Annotated in this window: 20 protein-coding genes, 1 tRNA gene and 1 riboswitch; of the genes, 7 read left to right on the top strand and 14 right to left on the bottom strand. The window is 62.0% G+C overall.

All coding sequences use genetic code 11. From position 1 onward, the window contains the following. Positions 1 to 2 precede the first annotated feature (2 nt). Together AB8B31_RS01050 and AB8B31_RS01045 are read left to right on the top strand one after the other, a co-directional pair. A complete protein-coding gene (locus AB8B31_RS01050) occupies positions 3 to 713 on the top strand; it encodes a thermonuclease family protein (protein ID WP_065275817.1) in 711 nt (236 codons plus the stop codon). Positions 714 to 815: 102 nt separating this feature from the next. Further along, on the top strand, positions 816 to 1,229 hold the full coding sequence (locus AB8B31_RS01045; protein ID WP_018072434.1) for a tellurite resistance TerB family protein: 414 nt from the start codon (positions 816 to 818) through the stop codon (positions 1,227 to 1,229). Between the two features lie 33 nt (positions 1,230 to 1,262). On the opposite strand, the gene AB8B31_RS01040 is transcribed toward AB8B31_RS01045, so the two are convergent. Then, a complete protein-coding gene (locus AB8B31_RS01040) occupies positions 1,263 to 2,138 on the bottom strand; it encodes a transporter substrate-binding domain-containing protein (RefSeq protein WP_065275818.1) in 876 nt (291 codons plus the stop codon). 430 nt (positions 2,139 to 2,568) lie between these two features. Between AB8B31_RS01040 and AB8B31_RS01035 the strand changes: the two genes are divergently transcribed. Next, entirely contained in the window at positions 2,569 to 4,572 is a 2,004-nt protein-coding gene (locus AB8B31_RS01035) for a methyl-accepting chemotaxis protein (protein WP_065275819.1), read from the top strand. Positions 4,573 to 4,629: 57 nt separating this feature from the next. On the opposite strand, the gene AB8B31_RS01030 is transcribed toward AB8B31_RS01035, so the two are convergent. Beyond that, positions 4,630 to 5,010: a VOC family protein gene (locus AB8B31_RS01030; RefSeq protein WP_047617079.1), complete on the bottom strand. Its 381-nt coding sequence runs from the start codon at positions 5,008 to 5,010 to the stop codon at positions 4,630 to 4,632. A gap of 417 nt (positions 5,011 to 5,427) precedes the next feature. On the opposite strand from AB8B31_RS01030, the gene AB8B31_RS01025 reads away from it, so the two are divergent. After that, the gene (locus AB8B31_RS01025) at positions 5,428 to 5,706 is read left to right on the top strand and encodes a hypothetical protein (protein ID WP_028731565.1); all 279 of its coding nucleotides are present in this window, start codon (positions 5,428 to 5,430) and stop codon (positions 5,704 to 5,706) included. 26 nt (positions 5,707 to 5,732) lie between these two features. Here AB8B31_RS01025 and AB8B31_RS01020 read toward each other — a convergent pair. Together AB8B31_RS01020 and AB8B31_RS01015 are read right to left on the bottom strand one after the other, a co-directional pair. Continuing rightward, a tRNA-Gly gene (locus tag AB8B31_RS01020) sits at positions 5,733 to 5,806 on the bottom strand. A gap of 59 nt (positions 5,807 to 5,865) precedes the next feature. Beyond that, entirely contained in the window at positions 5,866 to 6,960 is a 1,095-nt protein-coding gene (locus AB8B31_RS01015; RefSeq protein WP_065275820.1) for a 2'-deoxycytidine 5'-triphosphate deaminase, read from the bottom strand. Between the two features lie 73 nt (positions 6,961 to 7,033). Then, a riboswitch (SAM riboswitch) is annotated at positions 7,034 to 7,112 on the top strand. A gap of 42 nt (positions 7,113 to 7,154) precedes the next feature. Between AB8B31_RS01015 and AB8B31_RS01010 the strand changes: the two genes are divergently transcribed. Then, positions 7,155 to 8,339: an O-succinylhomoserine sulfhydrylase gene (locus AB8B31_RS01010; RefSeq protein WP_018244651.1), complete on the top strand. Its 1,185-nt coding sequence runs from the start codon at positions 7,155 to 7,157 to the stop codon at positions 8,337 to 8,339. A 242-nt stretch (positions 8,340 to 8,581) separates the two neighbouring features. Continuing rightward, positions 8,582 to 8,974, top strand: coding sequence for a Co2+/Mg2+ efflux protein ApaG (apaG, locus tag AB8B31_RS01005; RefSeq protein WP_003556205.1), 393 nt, complete (start codon positions 8,582 to 8,584; stop codon positions 8,972 to 8,974). 28 nt (positions 8,975 to 9,002) lie between these two features. Here the strand turns inward: apaG and AB8B31_RS01000 are convergent, their stop codons facing one another. The 3 genes from AB8B31_RS01000 to AB8B31_RS00990 form a co-directional block, all read right to left on the bottom strand. Then, complete coding sequence (locus tag AB8B31_RS01000) at positions 9,003 to 9,995, bottom strand: Hsp33 family molecular chaperone (RefSeq protein ID WP_018244649.1); 993 nt, start codon at positions 9,993 to 9,995, stop codon at positions 9,003 to 9,005. Between the two features lie 88 nt (positions 9,996 to 10,083). Then, complete coding sequence (gene argF / locus AB8B31_RS00995) at positions 10,084 to 10,998, bottom strand: ornithine carbamoyltransferase (protein WP_018244648.1); 915 nt, start codon at positions 10,996 to 10,998, stop codon at positions 10,084 to 10,086. A 42-nt stretch (positions 10,999 to 11,040) separates the two neighbouring features. After that, entirely contained in the window at positions 11,041 to 12,240 is a 1,200-nt protein-coding gene (locus AB8B31_RS00990; protein ID WP_047617086.1) for an aspartate aminotransferase family protein, read from the bottom strand. A 419-nt stretch (positions 12,241 to 12,659) separates the two neighbouring features. On the opposite strand from AB8B31_RS00990, the gene AB8B31_RS00985 reads away from it, so the two are divergent. Beyond that, positions 12,660 to 13,193, top strand: coding sequence for a GcrA family cell cycle regulator (locus AB8B31_RS00985; protein WP_065275823.1), 534 nt, complete (start codon positions 12,660 to 12,662; stop codon positions 13,191 to 13,193). A gap of 264 nt (positions 13,194 to 13,457) precedes the next feature. On the opposite strand, the gene phoB is transcribed toward AB8B31_RS00985, so the two are convergent. The 7 genes from phoB to AB8B31_RS00950 all read right to left on the bottom strand — a co-directional run bounded on the left by phoB (position 13,458) and on the right by AB8B31_RS00950 (position 20,793). Then, on the bottom strand, positions 13,458 to 14,141 hold the full coding sequence (gene phoB / locus AB8B31_RS00980; RefSeq protein WP_003545181.1) for a phosphate regulon transcriptional regulator PhoB: 684 nt from the start codon (positions 14,139 to 14,141) through the stop codon (positions 13,458 to 13,460). A 146-nt stretch (positions 14,142 to 14,287) separates the two neighbouring features. After that, positions 14,288 to 15,001, bottom strand: a complete 714-nt coding sequence (phoU, locus tag AB8B31_RS00975) for a phosphate signaling complex protein PhoU (protein WP_018244645.1) — start codon at positions 14,999 to 15,001, stop codon at positions 14,288 to 14,290. Positions 15,002 to 15,045: 44 nt separating this feature from the next. Further along, positions 15,046 to 15,861: a phosphate ABC transporter ATP-binding protein PstB gene (gene pstB / locus AB8B31_RS00970; protein ID WP_003556197.1), complete on the bottom strand. Its 816-nt coding sequence runs from the start codon at positions 15,859 to 15,861 to the stop codon at positions 15,046 to 15,048. Between the two features lie 15 nt (positions 15,862 to 15,876). Next, the gene (gene pstA / locus AB8B31_RS00965; RefSeq protein WP_065275825.1) at positions 15,877 to 17,199 is read right to left on the bottom strand and encodes a phosphate ABC transporter permease PstA; all 1,323 of its coding nucleotides are present in this window, start codon (positions 17,197 to 17,199) and stop codon (positions 15,877 to 15,879) included. Then, positions 17,196 to 18,677, bottom strand: coding sequence for a phosphate ABC transporter permease subunit PstC (gene pstC, locus AB8B31_RS00960; protein WP_026230872.1), 1,482 nt, complete (start codon positions 18,675 to 18,677; stop codon positions 17,196 to 17,198). Before pstC ends, pstA begins: the two co-directional genes overlap by 4 nt. A 171-nt stretch (positions 18,678 to 18,848) precedes the next feature. Beyond that, on the bottom strand, positions 18,849 to 19,883 hold the full coding sequence (locus AB8B31_RS00955) for a substrate-binding domain-containing protein (protein ID WP_065275826.1): 1,035 nt from the start codon (positions 19,881 to 19,883) through the stop codon (positions 18,849 to 18,851). Positions 19,884 to 20,391: 508 nt separating this feature from the next. Next, a complete protein-coding gene (locus tag AB8B31_RS00950; protein ID WP_047617090.1) occupies positions 20,392 to 20,793 on the bottom strand; it encodes an endonuclease domain-containing protein in 402 nt (133 codons plus the stop codon). Between the last annotated feature and the right edge of the window lie 7 nt (positions 20,794 to 20,800).

Genomic DNA, 20,800 nt, shown 5'->3' with positions numbered 1-20,800 from the left:
CCATGCGCCCTGCCGCCTTCATTACAGGTATCACGGGGATGGTAGTGGTGGTCGGCCTGCTGATGGCGGGCGAAGCAAGACTTGGCGGCGGCACGGCCGGCGAAGAGACGGCGTCCGCAGGGGAGACGGCGACAGCACTAGCGGATGCGGCCCCCGAGGCCAGCGAACCCGCGACGATGTCGGACGACCGTGCCGAAATGATTGCTCGCTCAGTCGAACCGACGGCCCCACTCGCTCCAGACCCAGGCGACGGGGTGACATCCAAACCGGCCGCTCTGCCGCAACAAGCGGAGACGGCAGCCGGGAAAACGGGAGGTCCGGCGACGAAAAAGGCGATGGAGCTGGCACGGCCGGCCGTCGACAATGCCGGCATCCTTTCCTTTGGCGAGCGCAGGCTTCAGCTTGCCGGCACCGTGCCGACGCCGGTCGACAGGATTTGCGGGCCGGCGGATCGGCAATGGCCCTGCGGCATGATGGCGAAGACGGCGCTGCGCCTGCTGTTGCGCAACCGCAGCGTCACCTGCGACCTCGAGAGTGCGGAATGGAAGGAAACGGCGACGACTGCCTGCCGGCTCGGCACACAGGATCTCGGCTCATGGCTTGCCGAAAACGGCTGGGCGGAAGCAGCGGCGGGTTCGCCGCTTAGGGAGATCGCCGAGACGGCCAGGCAGGCCAGAAAAGGCATTTACGGCGACGATCCGCGCCGCAAATGAACCGGCAGCCTTGGCAAGCGATCGGACAGCCCGGATCGGGCCGATCCCTTGTAATGGCTGTCGCCAATTCCTAATCTGGGCTGATCGAAAAAGGAATCAGAGATGAATAAGCCGCTTTCCGCCCATGATGCGCTGATCTACGTGATGGTGATGGCATCCGCCGTCGACAGCACGATGAACGACAGGGAACTGGAGAGGATCGGCCAACTGATCGGATTCCTGCCTGTTTTCCGGGATTTCGATGACGACAAGCTGATTGCGGTGGCGCGCGACTGCGCCTCGCTGCTCGCCGGGCCGGAGGGCCTCGACGTCGTGCTGGAAACCGTGCGCGACACCCTGCCCGCAAAACTTTACGACACGGCCTATGCGCTGGCCGTCGAGGTGGCATCCGCCGATCTCTCGGTCAAGGCGGAGGAGTTGCGGCTGCTCAGCCTGCTGCGCGACCGGCTCGGCCTCGACAAGCTCACCTGCGCGGCAATCGAGCGCAGTGCGATTGCCCGGTTCCGCAAAGGCTAAAGGCTAAAGCGCGTCTCGCGTCTTTTAGCGGCTTCAATAGAGCCCGTAGGGAAAGTAGCGCAGATAGATTTCCTGGAGGCGGCCGTTGCGCGACAGCGTGGCGAGCGCGTGGTCGATGGCGGATGTCAGCACACTGTCCTTCTGCCGCAGCATGATTGTCATGCCCTCGCCGAGAAATTGCTCGGAGAGATAGGGACCGTCGAACAGCGCGCAGCATTTTGCCGAGGCCGGCGAAGAGACCCAGAAGGAAAGCTGCAGCGCATCGGCAAAGGCGGCATCGACCTTGCGATCCTTGAGCGCCGCCAGCAGGGCGTCCTTTGTGTCAAATGGCTCGGCCTTGATCGCCGGGAAGAAGGCTGCCAGCATTGCCTCGTGCACCGTCCCTCTGACCACACCGACCGGATGTTTCGACAGGGCGGCAGCGGTCTTTCCGTCGAGCGGCACGGCGAGATTGCGCACGAAGCGCGCCGGCAGCATCAGGTAAGGTCTGGAAAAGACGAATTGCCGGCGCAACTCCGGGGTCACGGCAAAACCGGCGATGACGGCATCGCCCTGCGAGGCGGCGAGCGCATCCCTGAGGTCGGCGAAGGGGAGTGCCTGGATCTGGCACTTGTCTGAAATCTCCAGCTCGCTGCAGATTTCGCGGGCGAGGTCGACATTGAAGCCGGAGAGCTTGCCGTTCTGATCGGTGAAATTGAAGGGCGGGAAATCGACCGACGTCAGGAAGCGCAAGCGCACCAGCGAGGAGAGATCGGGCCTGGCAAGACGTTCGCGTGCATCGAAGAGCAGCGGCAGCGAGGGGGACGCCTGCTGGGCGGATGCGGCCAAATTCGAAAGAAGCACGCCGAGAAACAGGCCGAACGCGAGAAAACCCTTCAGAGTCAGGGATGCCAGCTTGGATTGCATCATCGTGATCTTGGTCTCTGGGTTAAGCGCGAAGCATTGCGGCGTCGGCGAGATGTATCAGAGTCATGCGTGGTGGGGAATATGCGTGGAGGTGAGCCGGATCGTGCCTAGGGCACGTCCCGCCCCGTTTTTACGCGGAGAGGGTTAGGGTGTGGGCAGCCATCGGCGTGGACCGACAGCTGTGGCAACGCACCCGAGACGACAATTCAGCCCTTAAAAATCACAGTCATCCGCCGCCCGGTGTTAGCGCGGAATTAAAGAATATCGCCTTTATTTGTCGCGACGACATCGGATCCCGCCAGCCGATCGCATGATGCAAGCGTCAGCCCAAACGTAATCCCTAAACCGCAATATTGAAGCAGCGTTTTTCTGCAACAATTGATTTCAAAAGCACCGGGCGCGCAACACGCCCCGTCAATCGGGTGACATTTCCATGCTGAAACATCTGAAAATCCGCACAAAAATCATATCGGTCGTGGCGCTGCTCGGGCTGATCACCATGGCCGGGCTGATCTATGTCATCTCCGAGTTCCGCCGCGCGGATGCGGCCTACAGCGCCTTCATCGATCATGAGGCGCAGGCCTCGATGCTGAGCGCGCGCGCCAGCGCATCGGCGGTGGCCTCGGTGCTGCAGGTCACCTTGCTTGCCGACATGAAGCCCGATACGCCGGCATTCCAGACGGCGCTCGCCACACCGAGCAAGCTGCCGCAGGCGCGTGACCGCATGAAGCAGGCACTGGCGCTGGTGCCGAGCCGCAAACCGGCGATCGATGAAATCCAGGCCGGAATCGATGAGATCGAAACCCTGGCGAACAAGATCACCGAACAGAGCAAAGCCAAGGACAGCGCCGGCGCGCTTTCGAATGTTGCCCTGATCAATGCCAAGCTCAATGCGCTGACGCCGAAGATGATCGCCAACAATGATGCGATGATGACGATGCTCAACGATGGCGGCGACGCGCTCTCGGCTTCCGTCAACGGGCGGATCGTCTTCTGTTTCGTGCTGATCGGCATCGCGGTTCTCGCCGCCGTCGGCTTCAGCGTTTTCGTCGCCCAGATGGGCATCGCCGGCCCGATGGCACAGCTGCGCCAGCGTATGACCCGGCTTGCCGAGGGTGACACAACAAGCAATGTCAGCGGTCTCGACCGCGGCGACGAAGTCGGCCAGATGGCAAAGGCCGTTTTGGTCTTCCGTGACAATGCGATCGAGCGGGCCCAAATCGAGGCGCGCGCCGAAGCCGACCGCAACGTCAGCGACAGCGAGCGCCGCGAACGCGAAGCGCAGAAAGTCCGCGAAGCATCCGAACTGGAACGCGCCGTCGCAGCACTCGGCGACGGCCTGCGCCGCCTTGCCGCCGGCGACCTCGCCTCGCATATCGACGAACCCTTCGTCGCGCATCTCGATGCGCTGCGTGCGGATTTCAACAACTCGGTCGAGAAGCTCAACGAAACCCTGCATACGGTCGGCGCCAATGCCCGGGCGATCGGCGCCGGCGCCAATGAAATCCGCTCTTCCGCAGACCAGCTTTCTCAGCGGACGGAACAGCAATCTGCCTCCGTCGAAGAAACGGCAGCGGCGCTGGAGGAGATCACAACGACGGTGCGCGACGCCGCCAAGCGGACCGAGGAAGCGAGCCAGCTCGTCGCCCGTACCCGCCTCGGCGCTGAAAAATCGGGCGAGATCGTCCGCAAGGCGGTCTCCGCCATGCAGCAGATCGAGAAGTCCTCGGGCGAAATCTCCAACATCATCGGCGTCATCGACGACATCGCCTTCCAGACCAATCTTTTGGCTTTGAATGCGGGCGTCGAAGCGGCGCGTGCCGGCGAAGCCGGCAAGGGTTTTGCGGTCGTCGCCCAGGAAGTGCGCGAGCTCGCCCAGCGCTCGGCCAAGGCGGCCAAGGAGATCAAGGCGCTGATCAGCACCTCCGGCACGCATGTGCAGACCGGCGTCTCACTGGTCGGCGAAACCGGCAAGGCGCTCGACGCGATCGTCGCCGAGGTGCAGGAGATCAACCAGCACGTCCACGCGATCGCCGAGGCCTCCCGCGAACAGTCGATCGGCCTGCAGGAGATCAACACCGCGGTCAATTCCATGGACCAGGGCACGCAGCAGAATGCGGCGATGGTCGAGGAATCCACCGCCGCCAGCCACAACCTGGCAACGGAAGCGGCAGCGCTCAACAATCTGCTCGGCCAATTCAGGCTGACCGGCACCGGCGGCTTCACCGCCAGCGCGCCGATCGCGCCGGCCCACACCGCCGCACCGCGCGCTGCCGCCCGCCCGGCAGCCAGGGCAGCCCCGATCCGCGTCGCTAGGGAAGGCACCGCCCGCCCTGCCGCCTCGCCGGCCCGCGCGCTCGGCCAGAAAATCGCCAACGCCTTCGGCGCCGGCGGCAGCACGTCGCCGAGCCAGGATCCCGACTGGACGGAATTCTGAGCCGGTCAAAACAGGCATTGGCAAGGGCGGCTGCGGCCGCCCTTGCTATTTGGGGACCTAACCCTGTCGCCAGCCGATCTCGACCAGGATGTTTCCGGGCGCCGTGCAATAAAATAGCCAGCCGCCGCGCATGGCGACCGGCGGGCCGGACAGATCAGCACCGGCAGCCGCAAGCCCGGCATGGACCGCATCGACATCCGCCCTTTCAGGCAGGATGAAGCCGATGTGATAGGTCTGGCGCCCGATCTCCACCTGATCGGCTGTGCCGAACTTGGCGATGGCGTGGCTGAGGACAATTTCGAGGCCGGCATCGTCTTCCAGGATCGCGAGGCCGTTCTGACCGCGCATATCCTTAAGTCTCAGGCCGAAATGACGGATCAAGAAATCCGCCGTGGCAGCAATATCGGGAACGTGGAAATCGAGATGGTTCAGGCGCATGACAGTCTCCGTTCGAAAAAAAATCCCGGGACTGCCTTTTTGCCGTCTCCGCACGCCGCCGGGATCCCGCATCTTCATGCGGATCACGTCGCGGGTTCTCGTGCCATGGCACGGAGCAGAGCTTCGCCGGAGCGCTTAACGCTCCAGCGGAAGGGACCGGGCTTACCTCAACCGATCCTGCCTTTTTCGACGGTGCCGATCTAGCAGACGGCACCGGTTTCGGCAATGGATGCGTCGGTGCACCACTGGTGGAACGGGATTGTCACCCTAATATCCATAGGTGGCCGTCGACCACTCGATCACGGCGTCCCCGGCGACGCTTCCCGAAGGGTTGAAGAGCGGCATGGGCATTCGTGTCGTGAACTCTCTCCGGCAAGGCGTAGAGTGATACTATTCACGGCATTGGGAGGGATGGACATGAAACCTGCAATCATCGGCCTCATCGGCACGCTCGTTCTCGCCGGATGCAGCACCGTCACCTATGGCGGCCCAGGCCTCGAACCCATACCGGGAAGCATCACCTATAGTGGCCAACCGCGCACCAAGCTCACCAAATCACCAGTTGGTTCCGCCTTTCCGCATGATTTCATCGACCAGTACGGCCAGCAGGTGGAGGAAACCTACATCATCCAGCCCGACAGAAGCCTGATCATCGCGCATCGTCGGTACAAGCCGATCCGGTTTTTCGGGGATTAGGCGCATCAGGTATAGTTTGCGGGAGCTGGAGCGGGTGAAGGGAATCGAACCCTCGTATTCAGCTTGGGAAGCTGCTGCTCTACCATTGAGCTACACCCGCGTTGATGCGAGATTTCCAACAGATGGGGGCCGCTGTCAAGTCGCGGCCGCCGGGAAGGCTCAAATGCGAAAGTGCTTCGAGAGCTTGAGGCCCTGGGCCTGGTAGTTGGAGCCGACGCCGGAGCCGTAGAGGCTGGCGGGCTTTTCCTGCATGTGCTCGTAAACGAGGCGGCCGACGATCTGGCCGTCTTCGAGGATGAAGGGCACCTCGTGGCTGCGCACTTCGAGCACGGCGCGGCTGCCGCGGCCGCCGGCAGGCGCATGGCCGAAGCCCGGATCGAAGAAGCCGGCATAATGGACGCGGAATTCGCCGACCAGCGGATCGAAGGGGGTCATCTCGGCTGCATAATCCGGCGGCACATGCACGGCCTCGCGCGAGACGAGGATATAGAACTCGTCCGGATCGAGGATCAGCTCGTTGCGGCCGCGGCTATAGAGCGGTTCCCAGAAATCATAGATGTCGTGCTGGGCCTTCTTGTCGACATCGACGACGGCGGTGTGATGCTTGCCGCGATAGCCGATCAGGCCTTCCTTGTCTCCGGCGAGGTCGATCGACAGCGCGATGCCGCCGCCGGAAACGTTGGGCAGCTTGCTGGCGACCAGCGTCTCGCTTTCATGCAGCTTCAACAGTTCCGGCTCGCCGAGCAGGGCCTGGCCGACGCGAAAACGGATCTGCGACAGGCGCGAGCCACGGCGCACGACGATCGGGAAGGTGCGCGGGCTGATTTCGAGATAGAGCGGGCCGGAATAGCCGGCAGGAATCTTGTCGAACTCCTGAGCGTAATCGGTGATGACGCGGGTGAAGATATCGAGGCGCCCGGTCGAGCTCTTCGGATTGGCCGAGGCCGACATATCGGCCGGCAGCGCTAAGCTCTCCATCAGCGGCACGATGTAGACGCAGCCGGTTTCGAGCACCGCCCCCTCGGAGAGGTCGATCACATGCAGGCTCAGCCGGTCGAGCTTGTCGGACACCAGATGCGAGGGGCCGGGCATGAAGCTGGCGCGCACGCGGAACGCCTTGGCGCCCAAGCGCAGGTCGAGGCTTGCCGGCTGGATCTGGTCGCGGTCTAGCTCCCGTTCGGAGATCAGACGCTCCGTTTCGAACAGCGCGGAGATCGCGCGATCCGCCAGAATTCCCGTTTCGCGAGCCATCATGCCTCATCCATCATTTGCCGCCGACAAAACCAAACTCGGGGAATTGACGCAAGCAGCTAACAGCAGTATTGCAGAATTATCCCGTGGTGATTTGGCCGGTCGGCTTGCAGCCACGTTAAACAAGTGGCTAAAAAGACCGGGTTGAAACCGGTCTGCTTTTGCGACCGGTTTTTTTGTTATGTGAAGGTGATGGCATGAGCAAGACCTGGCGCCCGGCAACCCAACTCGTCCACGGTGGCACGCTGCGTTCGCAATATGGCGAGACGTCCGAGGCAATCTATCTCACGCAAGGCTTCGTCTACGAGACGTCGGAGGCGGCCGAAGCCCGCTTCAAGGGCGAGACCGAGGGCTTCATCTACGCCCGCTACGGCAGCCCGACCAATGACATGTTCGAAAAGCGCATGTGCATGCTCGAAGGCGCCGAAGACGCCCGCGCCACCGCTTCCGGCATGGCCGCCGTCACCGCGGCGATCCTTTGCCAGCTGAAGGCCGGCGATCATATCGTCGCTGCACGTGCCCTCTTCGGCTCCTGCCGCTGGGTCGTCGAGACGCTGGCGCCGAAATACGGCATCGATTGCACGCTGATCGACGGCCGGGATCTTGCGAACTGGGAAAAGGCGATCACGGCGAAGACCAAGGTGTTCTTCCTGGAAAGCCCGACCAACCCGACGCTCGAAGTGATCGATATCGCAGGCGTCGCCAAGCTCGCCAACCAGATCGGCGCCAAGGTCGTCGTCGACAACGTCTTTGCGACACCGCTCTTCCAGAAGCCCTTAGAGCTCGGCGCCCATATCGTCGTCTATTCCGCCACCAAGCATATTGACGGCCAGGGCCGCTGCCTCGGCGGCGTTGTCCTTTCCGACAAGGAATGGATCGACGAGAACCTGCACGACTATTTCCGCCATACCGGCCCGGCCATGTCGCCGTTCAACGCCTGGACGCTGTTGAAGGGCATCGAGACGCTGCCGCTGCGCGTGCGCCAGCAGACCGAGAATGCGGCGAAGATCGCCGATTTCCTGGCCGAGCAAGGCAAGATCGCCAAGGTGATCTATCCCGGCCGCAAGGACCATCCGCAGGCCGATATCATCGCCAAGCAGATGACCGGCGGCTCGACGCTGGTCGCCTTCGAGCTGAAGGGCGGCAAGGATGCGGCCTTCGCGCTGCAGAACGCGCTCGAGATTGTCAAAATCTCCAACAATCTCGGCGACAGCAAGAGCCTGATCACCCATCCGGCGACGACGACGCACAAGAACCTGACGGAAGAGGCGCGCGCCGAACTCGGCATCTCGCCTGGTACGGTCCGCCTTTCGGCCGGCATCGAGGATACCGACGACCTGATCGAGGATTTCGCGCGGGCGCTTGCCAAGGTTTCGGCCTGACCTAGGGATAAAGGCGGCCGGACCTCATTTGGGGTTCGGCCGTGCCGGATCTCACAAGGTGAGGCCGGGGGAACAAGTTTGCCCGCCGCGGCGTTCCGAACCGGAATTAACACTGACAATTAGGCTTAACGATCGAAAACCCTTCGAACCATAGCCGTTTCAGCGATGATAATTGTTCCGTTTCTTGACGGACAGGGCCTCTTATAAGATACGGGTAACATATCTTGACTAAGGTGCAAGGCATGTATCGCGCCCTCACAAGAGACATCGAAGTTGTAGTCGAACCGTTCTATCTGGAGGAGCAATCCGATCCGGACGACGATCGTTATGTCTGGGGTTACCGGATTGTTATCAGCAACAATTCCGGCATCGCCGTTCGGCTGGTCAACCGTTACTGGAACATCACCGACCAGAACGGACAGGTGGACGAGGTCACCGGTCCCGGCGTCGTCGGCGAGCAGCCGCGCCTCAGCCCCGGCGACACCTACGAATATTCCTCCGGCTGCCCGCTCGACACGCCCTCAGGGCTGATGTTCGGCCATTACCAGATGGAAACGGACGAAGGCGAGATGTTCGATGTCGACATCCCCGCCTTCTCGCTGGATTCCCCCGGGCTGCTGCGGGTGCTTAACTGAGGCGATAGCGCACCGCCTCTTTTCAGAACTATTCGGCCGGCTGAAGCTCGGCCGGCTCGAAGCGGTAGGTGGTCGAGCAGAATTCGCAGGTGACGGCGATTTCGCCGTTTTCCTGGCTGGCTTCGATCTCTTCGGCCGAAAAGCCCTTCAGCACACCCTTGATCTTGTCGCGCGAGCAGCTGCAGCGATCAAAGACGGCGCGCGGTTCATAGACGCGCACGCCGCGCTCGTGGAACAGGCGAAACAGCAGCCGTTCGGTACCGACAAGCGGGTCGGTGAGTTCATCGGCGTCGATGGTCTCGACTAGCGAACGGGCTTCGACCCAGGCATCGTCCTCGCCATGCGGGCGGTTGCCGGTGTCGCCGTCGCCGCCGTGGAGATCCGGCTGGCGCATGCGCTCCGGCGCTTCCGGCAGGAACTGGGCGACGAGGCCGCCTGCCCGCCAGCGATGGCGCGGCTTGCCGGCATCGTCACGATCGAAGAGTTCGGCGGCGGCAAGGCGGACGCGCGTCGGGATCTGCTCCGACTGGCGGAAATAGACGCCGGCAATTTCTTCCAGCGTAGTGCCGTCGAGCGCGACGATGCCCTGGTAAGGCTGGCTGAACTTTCCCTGGTCGATGGTGAAGGCGAGCACGCCCTTGCCGAGCAATTGCTCCGGCTCGGTTTCACCAGACTCGATCGCCTTGTTGAGCAGCGCCTGATCGAAACGGGCATAGGCGCGGACATTTTCCGGCGTCGAGAAATCGGCGACGAGGAGATCGACCGGGCCATCGCCCTTGGTCTGCACCGTGAACTTGCCGTCGAACTTCAGCGAGGTGCCGAGCAACACCGTCAGCACGACGACTTCGGCAAGCAGCCGGGCAACGGGTGCGGGATAATGATGGCGCTCGAGGATCGCATCGAGCATCGGGCCGAGCTGGACGGCGCGGCCGCGCACATCCAGCCCCTCCACCTGGAAGGGGACGACATGGTCATCGCCGGCGAAATCAAACTGGCCGAGGGCGGCTGCAGCTTCTGCCATGGCTTTCACTCCTAGTTTAGAGCGATGGGCCAGCGTGCCCTTCGCTCACGCGGTCGCGAGTCTGTGACTCGCGACATCCGATTATGGTTCAGATCGCGCCCAGGCACCAAGCAAGAATCGACTTCTGCGCATGAAGACGGTTTTCCGCCTCATCGAAGACCACGGATTGCGGACCGTCGATCACTTCGTCCGTCACTTCCTCACCGCGATGGGCGGGCAGGCAATGCATGAACAATGCATCATTGCCGGCTTTCGCCATCAAGGCCGCGTTGACCTGATAAGGCTGGAAGACATTGTGACCCCGGGCCCGATGTTCCTGATTCATGGAGACCCAGGTATCGGTCACCACGCAATCGACGCCGGCGACCGCACGGTCGGCATCATGGCAGAGCATGATTTCGGCGCCCTCATTGCGGGCCCAGTTCAGATAGTGATCCTTGGGCTCGGAGCCAAGGGGTACGGCCATGTTCATGCGGTAGCCGAAACGCGCGGCACCCTCGACCAGCGAATGCAGCACATTGTTGCCGTCGCCGGTCCAGGCGATGGTCTTGCCCTTGATCGGGCCGCGGTGCTCTTCGAAGGTCATGATGTCGGCCATGATCTGGCAAGGATGGGTGTCATCCGTCAGCGCATTGATCACAGGCACGGTCGCATGCTCGGCAAGCTCGACCAGCCGCGAATGTTCGGTGGTGCGGATCATGATCGCATCGACATAGCGCGACAGCACCTTGGCGGTGTCGCCGATCGTCTCGGCGCGGCCGAGCTGCATCTCGGTGCCGGACAGGAACAGCGTTTCGCCGCCGAGCTGGCGCATGCCGACGTCGAAGGAGACGCGGGTGCGCGTCGACGGCTTCTCGAAGATCATCGCCAGCATCTTGCCGGCGAGCGGCTTGTCGCCCTTGCCGGCCTTGAAGGCCTGCTTGCGGGCGAGCGCATCGTTCATGATGGTTCTGAGATCGGCTGATGTGACCGCCGAAAGATCGAGGAAATGTTTAGGGCTCATATCGTCTTCTTACCTGTGCTGCGCCCGAAGGCGGCAATCTCTTCAAGCCGTCTTCTTGACCTTGGAGGCGCGAATGCTTTCGGCGGCGCGCTCGATGCGGGCAAGGCCCTCGCGGGCTTCCTCGGCGGTAACCACGAGGGGCGGAAGAAGGCGGATGACGTTGTCGCCGGCGGGTACGCCGAGCAGATGGGCGGCGCGGATCGCCTGCAGCAGTTCGGCGGAGGGAACGGCAGCCTTGATGCCGAGCAACAGCCCCTCGCCTCTGATATCTTCGATCACATCGGGATAACGATCCTTCAGTGAGGCGAGGCCCTGGCGGAAGACCAGTGCGACGTCGCGCACATGCTGGAGGAAGCCATCGGCAAGGATGATGTCGAGCACGGCACTGCCGACGGCCATGGCGAGCGGATTGCCGCCATAGGTCGAGCCATGCGTGCCGGCCTTCATGCCGGAGGCGGCCTCTGAAGTGGCAAGGCAGGCGCCGAGCGGAAAACCGCCGCCGATGCCCTTGGCGACAGCCATGATGTCGGGGGTGACGCCCGCCCATTCATGGGCGAAGAGCTTGCCGGTGCGGCCGACGCCGGTCTGGACCTCGTCGAGGATCAACAGCAGGCCGTTGTCGTCGCAGAGCTGGCGGAGCGCCTTCATGAATTCGGTGGTGGCAGGACGGACGCCGCCCTCGCCCTGCACTGGCTCGATGAGAATCCCAGCCGTGGCATCGGTAATCGCGGCGCGGACCGCTTCGATGTCGCCGAAAGCCACCTGATCGAAACCCGGCGCCTTGGGGCCGAAGCCTTCGAGATATTTCTCCTGGCCGCCGGCGGCGATCGTCGCCAGCGTCCGTCCGTGGAAGGCGCCTTCGAAGGTGATGATATGGAAGCGCTCGGGATGGCCCTTGGAAAACTGGTAGCGGCGCGCCGTCTTGATCGCGCATTCGAGCGCCTCGGCGCCCGAATTGGTGAAGAACACCTTGTCGGCGAAGGTGGCGTCCGTCAGCCGTTTCGCCAGACGTTCCTGGCCGGGGATCTCATAGATGTTCGACAGGTGCCAGACCTTGTCGGCCTGCTCCTTCAGTGCGCCCACAACATGCGGATTGCTGTGGCCGACTGAGGTGACGGCAACGCCTGCGCCGAAATCAAGATATCGCTCGCCGCTTTCGGTGATCAGCCACACGCCCTCGCCTCGCTCGAACCGCAGCGGGGCACGAGAATAGGTGTCATAAAGCGGCGCGGCTTCAGCCATGGCGCGATCTCCATCAAGTTGCCGGGCAATGACTCCGGCTAAGGAAACCAGGCCCGAAAAATCAAAAATGCCGCCTTGCGGCGGCGAGTGGCACTATTTCCTTTTCGCGCTGCAATGTCAACAAAACTGCGCCCTTAGCGTATGCAGCAAGGGTGTACAGCGGCATTTTCAGTCTTCAACAGGCATTATTGCAGAAATGCCACGCAGAGGCAGCAAGTTGGGGAAAACTACGAATTCGATTCATCCGGATTCATGCGACTCTTGTCACGGAGTCAGCCTCACACTAGGTTAAAGATCAATTACTAGACTGCATGCGGCGGAACTAGTCACCAAAATTGATCAAGCGTTTCTTGTTTCGGAGCTCCCGGGACAACGGTGAGGGATTCTGCCATCACCAACGCAAACGGTGGAGACAGGGCATGAACTGGACAGACGAGCGGGTCGAGAAACTCAAGAAACTTTGGGCCGAAGGACTGAGCGCCAGCCAGATCGCTGCGCAGCTTGGCGGAGTCAGCAGAAACGCGGTCATCGGCAAAGTGCACCGGCTAAGCCTTCCGGGCCGTGCCAAGGCCGGCGGCACCAACACCGCCGCACGAACGCCGAAGCGCAATACGTCGGCGCCGCGCGCGCCGAACTACGCCTCACGGGTCGCCACGCGCACCGTTACCCGCCAGCAGGGCGCGACCATGCTGAAGGAAGAGATCGAGATCGAAACGATCGAGGAAATGGAATACGTGCCGAGAGGCAACGTGGTCGTGCCGATTTCCCGACGCCTCGGCTTGACGGAACTGACCGAACGCACCTGCAAGTGGCCGGTCGGCGATCCGCTGAAGGACGACTTCCATTTCTGCGGCTGCGAATCCCCCGACAATTCGCCCTATTGCGGCTACCACCAGAAGCTTGCCTACCAGCCGGTCAACGAACGCCGCCGGGCGGCCGCGCGGGCCAGCTGAGCGGTCTGACCATCGTTAGAATGCAGAAAAACGGGCCGAGTGGCCCGTTTTTTAATGCAATTTTGGTTTGTGCCTATGGCTGCCCCTCATCCGGCTGCCGCCACCTTCTCCCCGCGCGCGGGGAGAAGGGGATATGCCGTGACCTCTCCGTTCCCCGCCAACCTTTCGCGGGGCACGTCCCCTCGCCCCGTTTACGGGGAGAGGGTTAGGGTGAGGGGCAGACGTCAGCACGAGCGACTTTGTCAGCAACCAGAACGGAAGCCCTCAGGCTTCCATCGAATAGCCGGCGCCGCGGACGGTGCGGATGACGTCCTGCATGTTGGAAAAATTCAGCGCCTTGCGCAGGCGGCCGACATGGACGTCGACGGTGCGCTCGTCGACATAAATATCGTGGCCCCAGACGCCGTCGAGAAGCTGCGAGCGGGAGAAGACCCGACCCGGTGACGACATCAGGAATTCCAACAGGCGGAATTCGGTGGGGCCGAGGCGGACTTCGCGGGTCTTGCGATGGACGCGATGGGTCTCGCGGTCGAGCTCGATGTCACCGCATTTCAGTACCGTCGACAACACCTCGGGGCGGGCGCGGCGCAGCATCGCCTTGACGCGGGCAACGAGCTCGGGGGTCGAGAAGGGCTTGACGACATAATCGTCGGCGCCCGTCGACAATCCGCGAACACGCTCGCTCTCCTCGCCGCGCGCCGTCAGCATGATGATCGGCAGGCGCTCGGTTTCCGGCCGCATGCGCAGGCGCCGGCAGAGCTCGATGCCGGAGACGCCGGGCAGCATCCAATCAAGGATGAGAAGATCGGGCGTGCGCTCCTGAAGCCGCATTTCGGCTTCGTCGCCACGAAGGATGGTATCGACCTCGAAGCCTTCCGCTTCGAGATTGTAGCGAAGAAGCACGCTGAGGGCTTCCTCGTCTTCAACAACTGCTACTCTCGGGATCATGCGTGTCGGTCTCCTCGCGCATGATCCTTAAATCGGGGGTGATTTAAGCAATGCATCCTGCGCAAATTCAGAAATTGGCTGCGACCTCTTTGCGCGCCCGGACGGGCGCGCACGCAATTGACTGGTCCGGGCGACTGGCCCGGCGGTTATTCGGTGACCGCGCCCACGGTGTTGGCGCTGTCGTCCTTCGGACGGTCGCCTTCCGGCTGCGCGCCTGTCGTCATGTAATAGATCGTCTCGGCGATGTTGGTGGCGTGGTCGCCGATGCGCTCGATGTTCTTGGCGCAGAAGAGAAGATGCGTGCAGCTGGTGATGTTGCGCGGATCTTCCATCATGTAGGTCAGGAGCTCGCGGAACAGCGAGGTGTACATCGCGTCGATCTCATTGTCGCGTTCGCGGATCGCATTCGCCTTGTCGGCGGAACGATTGGTATAGACATCGAGCACTTCCTTGAGCTGGACGAGCGCCAGCTCGGACAGATGCTCGAGGCCGCGGGCGAGCTTGCGGGGAACACCGGTGCTTTGCACGGCGATGACGCGCTTGGCGGTGTTCTTGCCGAGGTCGCCGACACGTTCGAGATCGGCGGCGATGCGGATCGAACCCATGATTTCGCGCAGGTCCGAAGCCATCGGCTGACGGCGGGCGATGGTGACGATCGCCTTGTCGCCGATTTCGCGTTCGGCGTGATCGAGGATCACGTCGTCGGAGATGACCTTCTGCGCCAGCGCGGTATCGCCATTGACGAGGGCGCGCACGGCTTCGCTGACCATCTGCTCGGCCAGGCCGCCCATTTCGGAAATCCGCCTGGACAGGAACTTCAAATCATCATCATAGGCAGAAAAAATATGTGTCGATGCCATGGGGCTTTATCCTCGAATAACGGGAAGGCTTGGTGTCGCCAAAATCAGCCGAAGCGACCCATGATGTAGTCCTGGGTGCGCGGATCGTCGGGATTGGTGAACATCTTGTCGGTGTCGTTCTCCTCGACGAGATTGCCGAGGTGGAACATGGCGGTGCGCTGCGAGACGCGCGCGGCCTGCTGCATGGAGTGGGTGACGATGACGATCGTGTAGTTCTCGCGCAGCTCGTGGATCAGCTCCTCGACCTTGGCGGTGGCGATCGGGTCGAGCGCCGAGCAGGGCTCGTCCATCAGGATGACTTCAGGGCTGACGGCAACGGCACGGGCAATGCAGAGGCGCTGCTGCTGACCGCCCGACAGGCCGGTGCCGGATTCGTGCACGCGGTCCTTGACTTCGTTCCAGAGACCGGCGCGCTGCAGGCTGGTCTCGACGATCTGGTCGAGATCGGCCTTCGACTTGGCAAGGCCATGGATGCGCGGGCCGTAGGAGACGTTTTCATAGATCGTCTTCGGGAACGGGTTCGGCTTCTGAAAGACCATGCCGACGCGGGCGCGAAGTTCGACGACGTCGATATCGGGATCATAGATATCGTCGGTGTCGAGGGTGATCTTGCCGGTGACGCGGCAGCCGTCGATCGTGTCGTTCATGCGGTTGAGGCTGCGCAGGAAGGTCGACTTGCCGCAGCCGGACGGGCCGATCAGGGCGGTTACGGTGTTTTCGCGGATGTTCAGGTTCACATCGAAAAGCGCGCGCTTTTCGCCGTAGTAAACCGAGACATCCTTTCCGATCATCTTATACGGGACGTTGCTCATCTTGTGATCCAGCGCCTTTTCAACTGCAGCTTCCGTCAACATGTTCATGATGTTTAACTCCGTTTACCAGCGGCGCTCGAAGCGACGACGCAAGAGGATGGCGCCCATGTTCATGACGATCAGGAACAGGAGCAGGACGATGATGGCACCCGAAGTACGCTCGACGAAGGCACGTTCGGCCTCGTTGGCCCACATATAGACCTGCACGGGCAGAGCCGTCGAGGGATCGAGCGGTGTCGTCGGCGCATTGGCGACGAAGGCGACCATGCCGATCAAGAGCAGCGGCGCGGTTTCGCCGAGCGCATGCGCCAGGCCGATGATCGTGCCGGTGAGGATGCCGGGCATGGCGAGCGGCAGAACATGGTGGAACACCATCTGCATCTTCGAAGCGCCAAGGCCAAGGGCTGCGGCGCGGATCGACGGCGGCACGGCGCGCAGCGCCGCACGCGTCGCGATGATGATCGTCGGCAGGGTCATCAGCGTCAGCACCAGGCCACCGACCAGCGAAGCCGAGCGCGGCAGGCCGATGAAGTTGATGAAGACGGAAAGACCGAGCAGGCCGTAGACGATCGAAGGGACCGCGGCGAGGTTGTTGATGTTGACCTCGATCAGATCCGTCAGCTTGTTCTTCGGTGCGAACTCCTCGAGATAGATCGAGGCGGCGACGCCGATCGGCAGAGCGAGCACGAGGACGATCAGCATCAGGTAGAGCGAGCCGATCAGGGCGACGCCAAGGCCTGCGGCCTCCGGACGGCTGGAATTGCCATTGACGAAGAGGCCGGTGTTGAACTGCTTGTGGAGAGCGCCGCTCGCCTTCAGCTCGTTCATCCAGGCAACCTGCTTGTCGTTGACCTTGCGGTTCTTCTCATCGACCGACAGATCGATCTGGCCCTTGTTGGCGCTGTCGACATTGGCGTCGGCGAGCACCGTGACGTTGACCGTCTTGCCGATGATCGACGGATCGGCGACGACCATGTCGCGCAGCTGGACCGGCGCACCCTTGGAGAGCATCGCGGATGCATCGCGCACATCGGGACGGCTTGCGGCATTGACGTTCAGCTGCTTGACGATCGCGTCGCGCAGGAGAACCGGGTAGTTGGCGGCGATCAGCACCGAAGGGTCGGTCGCACGCTTATTGTTCGGGTCGATCGTCTTCTCGGAGAATTCGATCGGCAGGGTAATCGCCGTCTGCTGGAAGGCGGTGTAGCCTTTGCCGATCACCGTCCACAACAGGATGAAGAGGAAGACGAGGCCGAAGGTGATGGCGGCGATGCCATAGACCTGGAACCGGCGCTCGGCGGCGTAGCGGCGCTTGATGCCGATATCGCGGCGCACTGGCGCCTTGGAAACCGTGACGCCTGAAGTGGGAGAAACAATATCCGTCATTCGTACTGCTCCCGGTATTTGCGCACGATGTAGAGCGCGTAGATATTGAGGCAAAGCGTGATGCAGAACAGCGTGATGCCAAGGGCAAAGGCAACCAGCGTCTGCGGCGAGGTGAACTCAAGGTCACCAGTCAGCTGGTTGACGATCTTGACGGTCACCGTCGTCATTGGCTCGAAGGGGTTGATCTGGATGCGGGCGGCGACACCGGCGGCCAGCACGACGATCATGGTTTCGCCGATGGCGCGCGAAGCCGTCATCAGCAATGCGCCGACGATGCCGGGAAGAGCGGCGGGGAGAACCACTTTCTTGATGGTTTCGGAGCGTGTGGCCCCAAGACCGAGCGAACCGTCACGCAGGGCACGCGGCACGGCGGTGATGATGTCGTCCGACAGCGAGGACACGTAGGGGATCAGCATGATGCCCATGACGATGCCGGCCGTCAGAACGCTCTGCGCCTGGATGAAGTTGCTATAGTTGCCGCTGAGAAGACCGCTGATTTGGGCGGAGAAATCGCGCAGGAACGGGCCGACGGTGACGAGCGCGAAGAAGCCGTAGACGATTGTCGGAATCCCGGCGAGCACTTCGAGGAGCGGCTTGGCGACCCCGCGCACTTTCGGCGAAGCGTATTCGGCCATGTAGATGGCGGCGAAGAGGCCGACCGGCACGGCGACCAGCATCGCCACCAGGCCGATATAAATCGTGCCGAGCAGCAACGGGATGAGGCCGAACTGGCCGAAGGACGAGCTGCCGGCGCCGGCAAAGCGCGGATCCCAGACGGTGCCGAAGAAGAAGTCCATGGCGGGAACGGCCGCAAAGAAGCGCGCAGCTTCCGACAGCATGGAGAGCACGATGCCGATCGTCGTCAGAATGGCGATCGAGGAGGCGAGCAGTAGGCCCCAGAGCATGACGCGCTCGACCCGGTTGCGGGCGCGGAAGCGCGGAGCGATGGAGCGCAGCGCATAGAAGGCGCCGGCAACCGCGAGAGCGAAGACAACAGCCGTCATGGCGATGCGGCTCGTCATGCTCATGGTGTTGAGCTTTTTGGCGGCGTCGAGCATGTAAGGCAGCGGCTGGCCGGCAAGCGGCACACCCTTTTCGAGGAGCTTGGCCTGCAGGGCTGCGGGATCGCTGGAGACCGCCGCAGCTTCATCCGCGGTCAGCATTGTCAGGCCGCGGGCGACCGTCGCCACCATCGAATAACCAAGATCCTGCTCGACCGAGGCTTGCGCCTTGATGTCGTCGGGGACAGCGCCGCGAACCGAGGACTGGATGATGCCGGGGCTGATGGAAAGCCAGAGGCAGAGGACGATGAGGGCAGGAAGAACCGCCCAGATCGCGGCATAGGCGCCGTAATAGGCCGGCCGTGAATGCAATGCGGAGGATCGGCCTCCGGCAAGCGCCGTGGCGCGGCTGCGCGCGACCAGATAGGCGGCGGCTCCGATCACCACAAGGCACAAAAGTATGATGGATGTGCTCATTCGTTACGTCCCCTGGCCCATAGCCCCCAAAAAGCCCGGCAGCTTCATCAGCCTGCCTTCAGCTTCCAATCATGGAGAAGGAATTCCAACCCTGCAGCTCCAGAACCGCCGGCGCGCAGGGACATAAGGCAATGCCGGCGCGGGCTGAAAGGCACCGCGCCGGCAAAGTCATTACATGGACTTGCCTGCTTCGACGTCCTTGCGGATCGCGTCGCGTTCGGCATCCGGAGCGGCAACGAGGCCGTATTCGACGAGCGGGCTGTCGGGGCCGATCATCTGGTCGGATACGAAGAAGTTGACGTATTCCTTCAGGCCCGGAACGGCGCCGAGATGTGCCTTCTTGACGTAGAAGAACAGCGGGCGGGAAACCGGGTAGGTGCCGTTAGCGATCGTTTCGGTGGACGGAACGATACCGCTCATACTCGCAACCTTGAGCTTGTCGGCGTTGTTTTCGTAGAAGGAAAGGCCGAATACGCCGACGCCGGTCTTGTTGGCGGCGATGCGTGCGAGGGTTTCCGGATAGTCGCCGTCGATGTCAACGGCAACGCCGTCCTTGCGGACTGCGACGCAGGCCTTGCCCTGGGCAGCCTTGTCGGCGATTTCCTTGGCGATGACGTCGGTTGCGCCAGAGGCCTTGCAGCCGGCGGCGAGAACGTTCTGTTCGAAGACTTCGCGGGTGCCGTGCTTTTCGCCCGGGATGTAGGCAGCGATATCAACAGCCGGAAGCTTCGGGTTGACGTCCGACCACTTCTTGTAAGGGTTGGCGACGAGCTTGCCGTCGACGACGACCTGGGCTGCGAGGGCCTTGTAGATGTCGGCAGGAACGTAGGCGACGTCAGGGTTGGAAGCGTCGGTTGCGAAGACGATGCCGTCGTAGCCGATCTTGACTTCCTGGATGTCGGTTACGCCGGCAGCCTTGCAGGCTTCGGCTTCGTTCTTATTGATCGGACGCGAAGCGTTCGCAATGTCGATGGTGTCTTCGCCAACGCCCTTGCAGAATTCCTTCAGACCAGCGCCCGTGCCGCCGGATTCAACGACCGGCGTCTTGAAGTTGGTGAAGGTTTCGCCGAAGGACTCGGCAACGATCTTTGCGTAAGGCAGGACGGTGGACGAACCAGCAACCTGAATCTGGTCGCGGGCGGCGGCAGCGCCAGCGAAAGCGGCGGTTGCAGCGAGCGCGGCAACGGTGAGCTTGAAGGTGTTCATGTAAATCTCCCGGCATTGGGCTTGTGTGAGTGCGGCCTTTAGAGAGGCCCTCGCAGTGCCTTTTTTCATCGGCGAGACTCTCTTAGCGCTGTAAGCACCGTCCTTTTATGTCAAAGCGATGAAACATTTGTGACATGTTAAGCAATTGATTTATAATGATATATTTTAAATAGGCCGATCGATCATGTCGGCGCACGGCAAATTCTGGCCGGCAATCCACCTTGCGTTGTAGAAATAGGCTGCATATCGGAGACGGCAGTGAGGCGGCGGCTTTCCGCTTCCGTCCTTTCATTAACGTTGTTCCGCGTGATTTGCCCCTGATCCGGCTGTCGCCACCGATCGGGGTCGAGCCATGGGTCTCGACCCGTTCTTCGGACCACCGCTCGCGGGGCGAAGGGACATGCAGGGCCCTCTCCGTTCCCACTCACTCTCGTAGGGCACGTCCCCTCTCCCCGTCTTTTACGGGGAGAGGGTTAGGGTGAGGGGCAAGCCACACGGCAAAGCATCATTAATCACTCGCGGCCGGAAAGAATCGCAAATCCGTCACCTCGACACGCTCGGTCAATCGCCCGTCGCAGATTGCCAGAATAGTATCCAGCACCGATGGCAGTGCTCTCAGAACATCCACATTCCAGAAACGAACAACCGACCAGCCATTGCCGGTCATGAAGACATCCCGAATGCCGTCTCGTCGACTTTCCGCATGTTGGCTGCCGTCGATTTCGATAACGAGCCGCAGTTCACGGCAGGCGAAATCTGCAAAATAGGGACCAATCGGCAATTGCCGGACAAACTTGTTTCCGTTGAGCCGCCGATCGCGCAGTTCATTCCACAGTCTGTCTTCTGCATCATTCTCCGACTGACGCAAGGATCGCGCTCGGGCGGTGGTTTTCGGTTTGGGACCTCTCATGAAAGTC

Origin of the sequence: Rhizobium sp. 62_C5_N11_2 (genome assembly GCF_051811185.1) — a bacterium.
Lineage (GTDB): Bacteria > Pseudomonadota > Alphaproteobacteria > Rhizobiales > Rhizobiaceae > Rhizobium > Rhizobium leguminosarum.
Note: the sequence above shows the minus strand (reverse complement) of the source record. Positions and strands in the feature narration are given on the sequence as shown.